Raw genomic sequence first — 8,023 nt, forward strand, 5'->3', positions numbered from 1 at the left:
GCGGTGTCGGTCATCGGTACGTCCTCCGGGCGCGCGTCAGTAGAGGTTGGGCAGCAGGGCGGCGGCGTTCTCGTAGACCGCCCAGAGCAGGGCGCCGACCACCGGCGCGGCGCTCAGGCAGGCGGGCGAGCGGCGCCAGTACCGGGCCAGCAGCAGCGCCCCGGCCACCGCGCAGAGCAGGGCGAGCGACCAGAGCTGGAGTGTGGCCAGCGCGCCCTTGTCGGCGGCCAGCGCCTTGTCGTAGGGGACGGTGGCGGGGCGGCCGCCGGGGTTCTGCTGCGGGTCGCCCTCCAGCCGGGCGCCGATCAGCACGGTGGAGCCGGGGATCCAGTCGGAGTCCCCGGTGACCAGGACCAGCCGGTTGCGGGCCGGGTCGGTGATCGGGTGGTCGCCGTCGCCGTACACGTTGACCACGTAGGTGAACGTGCCCTGCCCGGTGGTGGTCTCGATCCGGTCGCCGACCCGCAGCCCGGACAGCCGGGCGAACGGCGCGCCGAAGGTCGCGCCGCGGCCGAACAGCACCGCCACCCCGCTCTGTCCGGGCAGTGCGGTGTCCCGGCGGTGGCCGGGGCCGCGCATCAGGTCCCGGCCGGTGGTGCCCTCGACCACCACGGCCTGGTGCAGGCCGATCGCCGGGATGTCCACCAGCGCCACCGGGTCGCCGTCGGCGGCCGCGCCGGTCGGGGCTACGGCCCGGGCCAGCTGGTCCCGGAAGGTCTTGTACGCCGTCGACTGGTAGTGCCGCTCCTGGACGTGCGAGAGCGTGAACAGGAAGCCGACGAAGCCCAGCACCAGAGCGGCCGCCAGGCTGGCCGCCCAGGCGCCCTGGAGGAAGCGGCGCCGGGCGGGGGTGACGGCGGCGGGCCGGGCCGGGGGCGCCTCGGCCGCGGGCGCCGGCCGGACCGGCGGCTTCTCCAGGACCGGTGCCGTCACGAGGCACCGCCCGAGCCCTTGCGCCGGCGCAGCAGCCGGCGGCCGAGCAGCGGCGGGACGAGGACGACGGCGAGCAGCTCGACGGCGGTCAGCGTGGACAGCGTCCAGTCCTCGGGCCTGCCGCTCACCTCGACCACGTTGGCCGCGACCTCGGTGGCGCCGCCCCGGCCGCGCGCGACCACCTGGCCGGTCTGCGGGTCGACCACGTCGCCGGAGCCGTCGCCCGCGGCGGGGTCGCCGGCCGCGGCGGCGTTCGGGTCACCGCCGCCGGCCGCGGCGCCGCCGGTGCCGGCCGCGTCGGCGCCGGTGCCGCTGCCGCCGGAGCCGCCCGAACCGCCGTTGCCGTGGCCGGTGCCGCCCGTTCCGCCGGAGCCGGCGGCCGCGCCGCCGGTGCCACCGGAACCGCCGGAGCCGCCCGAACCGGTCTTGACCGCCTGGCCGTTCTGGACGGTGCAGTCCAGCGGGGCGCCCTGCTTGTCGCAGGGGCTCGGCTGCGGGGCGTTCTTGAGGACGGTCAGCTCACCGGCGGAGTTGAAGGTCGGGTTGGCGCAGTTGGCCAGGGTGTCCGGGTTGACCGGGCTGGCGTTGCCGGGGATCGACTTGGTCTGCAGCAGCCCGCCCTTGACCAGGCCGCGCGGGATCGGCGAGTAGCCCAGGCCGTCGGCCTCGCCCTGGCCCTCGCACAGCACGTAGGCGAGGAAGCGGCTGAGCGCGGCGCCCTTGTCGTTGTTGAACCGGCCCGGCGGGGGCAGCGCGGCGCCGGCCCGCGGCACGATCACGTAGCTGTAGCTGGAGATCGGGTACGAGCGCGGGTCGTCCATGGTGTAGACGCCGTCGAGGTTCTGCTGGAGGTAGTTCGGGTCGGACGCCGGGGTGTCGTCGTCCACACCGCGGATCTTGGCGGCGGTGAGCGCGATGGCCACGTTGGAGGCGGTCGGCAGCGAGTAGTAGCCGGCCTGGTTGAGCACCTTCACGACCGGCCAGTTGCTGCGCTTGGCGAAGGCGTACTCGTCGTAGCCGATGGTGCCCAGGCCGGCCGCGGCCTTGATGTAGCCGGCGACGACGTCGGAGCCGTTCTGGGCGACCATCCGGCCGGACGGCGGGAAGAACTCGGTGTAGTCACCGCAGGTGGTGCCGTTGACCGAGGAGCAGTAGGCGTCCCACTGGTCCTTGTGGGTGTGCTCCATCCAGCGGGTGAACTGCGCGGTGGCGCCGGAGCCGTCCGAGCGGACCACCGGGGTGATCGGCAGGTTGGGCAGCTGCTTGCCGTAGTCGGCGGTGATCTTCTGGTCGTTCCAGTTGGTGATCTTGTTGGTGAAGATGTCCACGACGGTCTGCGGGGACAGCCGCAGGTCGCGGACCTGCTTGCCGCCGACCACCAGGTTGTACATGAAGGTCGTGCCGCCCGCGGTGATCGGCACGTAGGAGAAGCCGTAGACCGGGTTCTCCCTGGTGCCCTGACCGCTGGTGCGGGCACCGGAGTTGAGGCCGGTGTCCTCGGCGCTGCGGAACGGCACGTCCGAGGCGGTGAAGTCGTCCTGCCCGTTGCTCCAGGCGGTCCGGCCGGCCGCCGACCCCACCGGGTTGAAGCTGATCTGGATGCCCTGCGGCCCGACGTCCTGGCGCCACTGGTCGATGGCCGGGCCGGCCCAGCTGGAGCCGTCGGCGCTGAGCGCGACCGAGGCGGCGAAGGCAGGAGCGGCCTGCCCGAACAGCAGGGTGCCCGCGGCGAGCAGCAACGCGGACAGGCACGCCAGGACACGGGCCACGGAGCGCCTTGCGGCCTCCCATGACATGAGAACTCCTCTGGTACGGAGGGTGGTTGGACGGTTCATCAGCTGTTCCCGGGCAGTGCGACGGGCGGGTGGGCGACGGGCGGGTGGGCGACGGGCGGATGGGCGACGGGCGGATGGGCGACGGGCGCGTGGGCACCGGCCCGGGCGGCCCGGGCGGCGCTCTCGGCCCGCCGCGCCTCCCGGTCGATCCGGCGCCGCTGACCGCGCGTCAGCTCACCCGGACGGCGGCCGCCGAGCACCCGCGCGGTGACGAAGAGGACCAGCACCAGCGCCATCAGGGTCAGCCCCGCCGCGAAGGCCCGGGCGACCATCTCGGGGTAGGGCTGCTTGACGTAGTTCCAGACGTACAGGGGCAGCGACACCTGGTGCTCGTGGAACGGGTCGGCGTTGAACTGCGGGGTGAAGCCCGAGGTCAGCAGCACCGGCGAGGTCTCCCCGATGCCGCGCGCCACCCCGAGCACGACCGCCGTGACGAGGCCGGGCCGGGCGGTCGGCAGGACGACGTTCCACACCGTCCGCCACTGGCTGCCGCCCAGCGCGTACGAGGCCTCGCGCAGGGTGCCGGGCACCAGGCGGATGACCACCTCGGAGGCCCGGGTGACGATCGGCATCATCATCACCGTGAGGGCGAGCGAGGCCGCGAAGCCGCTCTTGTCGAAGCCGAGCGTCAGGATCACGATGCCGAGCACGAACAGCCCGGCGACGATCGACGGCAGTGCCGTCATCGCCTCCACCAGGGTCCGCACCGGCTTGGCCATCCGGCCGCCGACCTCGGACATGAAGATCGCCGCGGCGATGCCCAGCGGCACGGCGAACAGGGTGGCCAGGCCGACCTGTTCGAGCGAGCCGACGATCGCGTTCAGCGCGCCGCCGGAGGTGATCGGGGAGAGCGCGGCGGTGCGCTCCATCGACTCGGTGAAGAAGTTGAGGTGCTGGGCGGCCTCGTAGCCGCGCACCGCCAGGTAGCCGACCTGGTCGACGATGAGCGCCAGCACCAGCAGGCCGGCGCTCCACGCCACGACGGAGACCAGGCGCTCGCGCACCAGCAGCGGGCCCCACTGGAGCCGGCCGAGCGTGAAGTAGGCGGCCAGGAACAGCAGGTACCAGCAGACCAGGAAGCCGAAGGCGCCGCTGAACGGCAGCACCCGCTCGTACAGCGTCCAGTTCAGGGCCAGCGAGCCGATCGACGAGCCGGCCACGGTGAACACGTCCTCGCGGGTGACGCCGCCGAGCTTCACCCGCTTCTCCGGGCGCGGCTCCGCCGGGCCGGCCGGGGGCGCGGCGGGCCCCTGGGCGGCGGGCCCCGGGACGGCGGCGGCCGGAGGCAGGTCGAGCGTGGTCATCGGGTCGTTCCCTTCGACAGGGTCTCGGCCGGGGGCCCGGCGGGGGTGGCCGGCGGGAGTGCGGCCGACGGGGCCGCCGGGGGTGCGGCGGGGGTCTCAGCGGGACCGGTCATGTCCGTGCGCCGCCTCAGTCGGCGGTCGAGGCCCCGGAGCGGGACCGGTTGATCACGAAGCCGGCCGCCACGTTGACCAGCAGGGTCAGCGCGAACAGCACCAGGCCGGCCGCCATCAGCGCGGAGAGCGAGAGCGCGTCCGACTCGCCGAAGCGCAGCGCGATGAGCGCCGAGATCGAGTTGGCGCCGTTCTCCAGGATGTGGCTGATGGCCTTGAAGTTCGGGGAGATGATCAGCGCGACCGCGATCGTCTCGCCCATCGCCCGGCCGAAGCCCAGCATGACCGCGCCGATCACACCGCCGCGGCCGAACGGCAGCACCACCGTGCGCACCATCCCCCACCGGGTCGAGCCGAGCGCGTAGGCGCCCTCCCGCTCGCCCTGCGGGGCCTGGGAGAAGACCTCCCGGCTGAGCGAGGTGACGATCGGGATGATCATCAGCGAGACGACGACGCCCGCGATGAACGTGGAGGAGGTGTAGGAGGTCCCGATGTCGCCGGTGCGCACCTTGAGGAAGGGGACCGTGTCCCCGAGGTGGTTGGAGAGCCAGCGGCTGAAACCGATGATCCTCGGCTGGAGGAAGAACAGCCCCCACAGGCCGTAGATGATGCTCGGGATCGCCGCCATCAGGTCGACCAGCGAGACCAGCGAGGCGCGCAGCCGGACCGGCGCGTACTCGGAGATGAAGACCGCCGTGGAGAGCGCCACCGGGACGGCGATGACCAGCGCGATCACGGCGATCAGCAGACCGTTCGGCAGGACGGCGGCGATGCCGAAGGTGTGCGCGGCGGTCTGCCACTTCTGCTCGGTCAGGAAGGACCAGCCCACGGCGCGCAGCGCGTCCGAGCCGCGCAGCAGCAGGAAGAACGCGATCAGGCCCATGATCGCGAACACCGAGAGCCCGGCCACCCGCAGCACCCCGCGGAACACCCGGTCGCCGGGGGTCGCGGGGGAGGTGATGACGCGCGGGACGTCGGTGCCGGCTCCGCGGTCGGCTCCGCGGTCGGGTCTGCCCGGGGCCCCGGCGGACGAGGCCGCGGGCTCGGCGGCGGCTGTCATGCTCTGCTCTCCGTGCTCGGGTGCGGATGGCCGGGCTGCGCCCGGACCGGACGGTGGCGCGACGTGGCGCCGGTCGCGCTCGGCGGCTCCGGTGGGGCTCGGCGGCGCGAAATCGTTGTGGGGGCGGCCGGTTGGCACGGGGCCGCGGTTCCGGTGCGTACCCATTCGGCCATCCGGAGGTGTCCGCCCTGGGTCGCACGCGTGTACGGGGCCCCAACGAGCCAGTTCGGTGCTGGAGTTGGCCGCCACCGCTCGTGCCGTTGTCGGTCCCGGCGCTGACCGGCGTGGTGCCGCCCGCCGAGCCCGAGCCCTCCGCCGGGGTCCCCCCACCGGTGCCCCCGTCGCCGGGGGTGACGGCCGGCGGGTTCGGCGGCGCGGCCTGGTTGCCGGGCAGCTTGGCGTCCTGGGCCGCCACGTGGGTGGCGGCGTCGGCCGCCTGGGCCCGCTGGGCGCTGGTGAGCGCCAGGAAGCCCGGCGCCAGGTGGCCCGGCTCGTTGCCGTAGACCTGGCCGCTGCTCGTGGTGGTCCGCAGGAACGTGGTGATCGCGGCGGCCTTGTCGGCCGGGACGCCCTGGGTGGGCACCATCGCGTACTGCACGGTGGTCAGCGGGTAGGCCCGCTGGTCGCGCGAGTACGCCGTGTCGGCGGTCCCGTACGGCAGCGACTGCACGCCCGTCGAGGCGTCGACGGTCATGTCGGCGACGGAGGCCTGGAAGCCGGTGGTCCCCGGGGAGACGAAGGCGCCGGCCGGGTTGAGCAGCTGGGCCTCGGGGAGGGAGTAGGCCTTGGCCTGGCCGGTGTCCATGATCGCGATCAGCATCCGCTGTCCGACGTCCACCGGCGCGCACTGGTCGTGCCCGCCGGTTCCGTTGAGCCCGGGGTTGACGCAGGTCGCCTTGTTCTGCAGGAACCCGCGCGCGACCTGGCCCAGTCCGCTCGTGACCGGGTTCCACTCGTACTGCATCAGGTGCTGGTAGGCGTCGACCTTGCTGCCGACGATCCCGGAGGAGTCCTGCCGGGAGAAGGAGTCGACCGGGTAGCCGGAGAACGCGGGCCGGAGGTAGTAGGTGTTCACGTGCATGCCCCACGGGTCGGACTCGCCGTCCAGGAAGCGGGCGGCGTCCGGGTCCGAGGCGATCCACGAGGTCAACTGGTACGTCAGGTCGGTCGTCCCGCCCACCACGGTCGGGCTGAAGTCGAACATGTCGCAGAACCTGGGCCACTTGAGCCCCGAGGTCGCCGGCAGCTGGTTCAGCTGGAGGAACTCGGGATCCGCGAAGAGGCAGGTCGGATTGCCCTTCACCGAGGTGACCACGCCGCCGCGGGGCGCGTAGGACTGGGTGAGCAGCTTGGCCATCAGCCGCGCGTTGAGCTTCATGTCGCGGATCTGCCGACCGGTGTCCTGGTCGTCCACCGAGAACACGACCGAGATGCCCGAGGTCGCCAGCGGCGCGTAGACGTAGGGCCGGGCCGGTGGTGAACCGTCCGCCCGCGCGGTCAGCGCCACGTCCGTGGATCCGCCGAGGAAGCGCGAACGGGCCTGCGGCTCACCGCCGGCCGACACGTACCGGACGGCCATCGGCGAATCGCTCAGGCACAGGCCCGCGCGCCACTGCTGCATGGCCCGGTTGAACATCTCCAGGCCCTCCGCGTCGAACGAACCGTTCTGCGACGCACAGGCCTGGGCCACCGGCGCGAAGGACAGCGGGATCACGATGCCGTTCTCCCACGCGCACTGCTCGCCGCTCGACATGCCGTTGGCCGCGTAGCTGAACAGCACCGCGTCGCTCGCGAGCGAGCTCGAACTGTCGAGCGAGTGGTTCAGGCAGTCGACCGAGGCCGTCGGGGTGGTCCGGCCGAGGCTGTCGCCACCGTAGTTGGCCTCCACCACGAGGGAGCACGGGTGGGTGTCGTCACAGCCCAGCGTCGGGGCCTGGGCCTGGGTGTAGAGCTCGATGTTCGCGGCGCCGGTGCCGTCCGCACCGGTCGGGGCGATCGCCATGTTGCTCGGGAAGTCGGGCGCGGTGCTCGACCCGGGCGGCAGGGTCTGCTGGAAGCCCGCGTTCGCGTCACCGCCGAACAGCGAGCTGTTGTAGCAGTCGGTCACCTTCGGAGTGGCGCCGCGGCACTCGTAGATCCGCACGGGGTAGAGGTACTTGGCCTCGCCGACCCGCGCCAGGGTGACCTGTTGGCCGCTGGTGGTCTTGGTGGGCGTGAAGCCGCTCCAGGAGACCTGCACCACCTGGTTGACCAGGTTCTTCGTCTGGGAGACCGTGATCTTGCCGGCCCGGCCGCGCGTCCCGGTCGCCGGGTCGAGCACCTTGGGCCCCGCCACGGTCACGCTGGAGGACTCCGCCACCGCCTGCGGCCCGGCCCCCAGGCCGATCGGCACCACGCCGAGCGCCACCACCACCGACCACACCAGCGCGATCGCCGGAAGTCGGCGGCGCCATCTCCCCGGATCCCTCCGGTCGGGCAATCGGACTCTCATGGTGGGCACCTCCGTGCGGATCCGCGCCGCCCAGCACGCGGCGCAAGGTGGGATCGGGCATGCCGACGGCCGGGCACCCCCAGTACCCACCATTCGGCCAGCCGGACGTGTCCGGATCCGGTCGACAGGATGTACGAGAACACAACGCGGCGCCCCTGGAACGGAGTTGAGTGCTCCCCTTGGCACACGAGCGGGGGCCCCCCCCGGGGCGGGGGCCCCGGGGGCCCCCGGGGGGGCCGGGCCCCCCCCCACCGGGCGCGCGCGGCCGCGCGGGGGGGTTTTGCGAGGG

General features: G+C 73.3%; 6 protein-coding genes. 2 read left to right on the forward strand and 4 right to left on the reverse strand.

The window, feature by feature from the left end:
• Positions 1-36: 36 nt before the first annotated feature.
• The 4 genes from ACFWXO_RS32595 to pstC form a co-directional block, all read right to left on the reverse strand.
• Complete coding sequence (locus ACFWXO_RS32595; protein WP_380528399.1) at positions 37-933, reverse strand: sortase; 897 nt, start codon at positions 931-933, stop codon at positions 37-39.
• Positions 930-2,702, reverse strand: coding sequence for a substrate-binding domain-containing protein (locus tag ACFWXO_RS32600; RefSeq protein ID WP_380528401.1), 1,773 nt, complete (start codon positions 2,700-2,702; stop codon positions 930-932). Before ACFWXO_RS32600 ends, ACFWXO_RS32595 begins: the two co-directional genes overlap by 4 nt.
• Positions 2,703-2,767: 65 nt before the next feature.
• Entirely contained in the window at positions 2,768-4,072 is a 1,305-nt protein-coding gene (pstA, locus tag ACFWXO_RS32605; protein ID WP_380528403.1) for a phosphate ABC transporter permease PstA, read from the reverse strand.
• A gap of 127 nt (positions 4,073-4,199) precedes the next feature.
• Positions 4,200-5,243 (reverse strand): phosphate ABC transporter permease subunit PstC, encoded by a 1,044-nt coding sequence (gene pstC, locus ACFWXO_RS32610; RefSeq protein ID WP_380528405.1) that lies wholly within the window; start codon positions 5,241-5,243, stop codon positions 4,200-4,202.
• A 1,079-nt stretch (positions 5,244-6,322) separates the two neighbouring features.
• Between pstC and ACFWXO_RS32615 the strand changes: the two genes are divergently transcribed.
• Both ACFWXO_RS32615 and ACFWXO_RS32620 read left to right on the forward strand, forming a co-directional pair.
• Positions 6,323-6,577, forward strand: coding sequence for a hypothetical protein (locus ACFWXO_RS32615; protein ID WP_380528407.1), 255 nt, complete (start codon positions 6,323-6,325; stop codon positions 6,575-6,577).
• 294 nt (positions 6,578-6,871) lie between these two features.
• Positions 6,872-7,012, forward strand: coding sequence for a hypothetical protein (locus ACFWXO_RS32620; protein ID WP_380528409.1), 141 nt, complete (start codon positions 6,872-6,874; stop codon positions 7,010-7,012).
• Positions 7,013-8,023 lie beyond the last annotated feature (1,011 nt).

This window comes from Kitasatospora sp. NPDC059088 (assembly GCF_042738155.1).
Lineage (GTDB): Bacteria > Actinomycetota > Actinomycetes > Streptomycetales > Streptomycetaceae > Kitasatospora.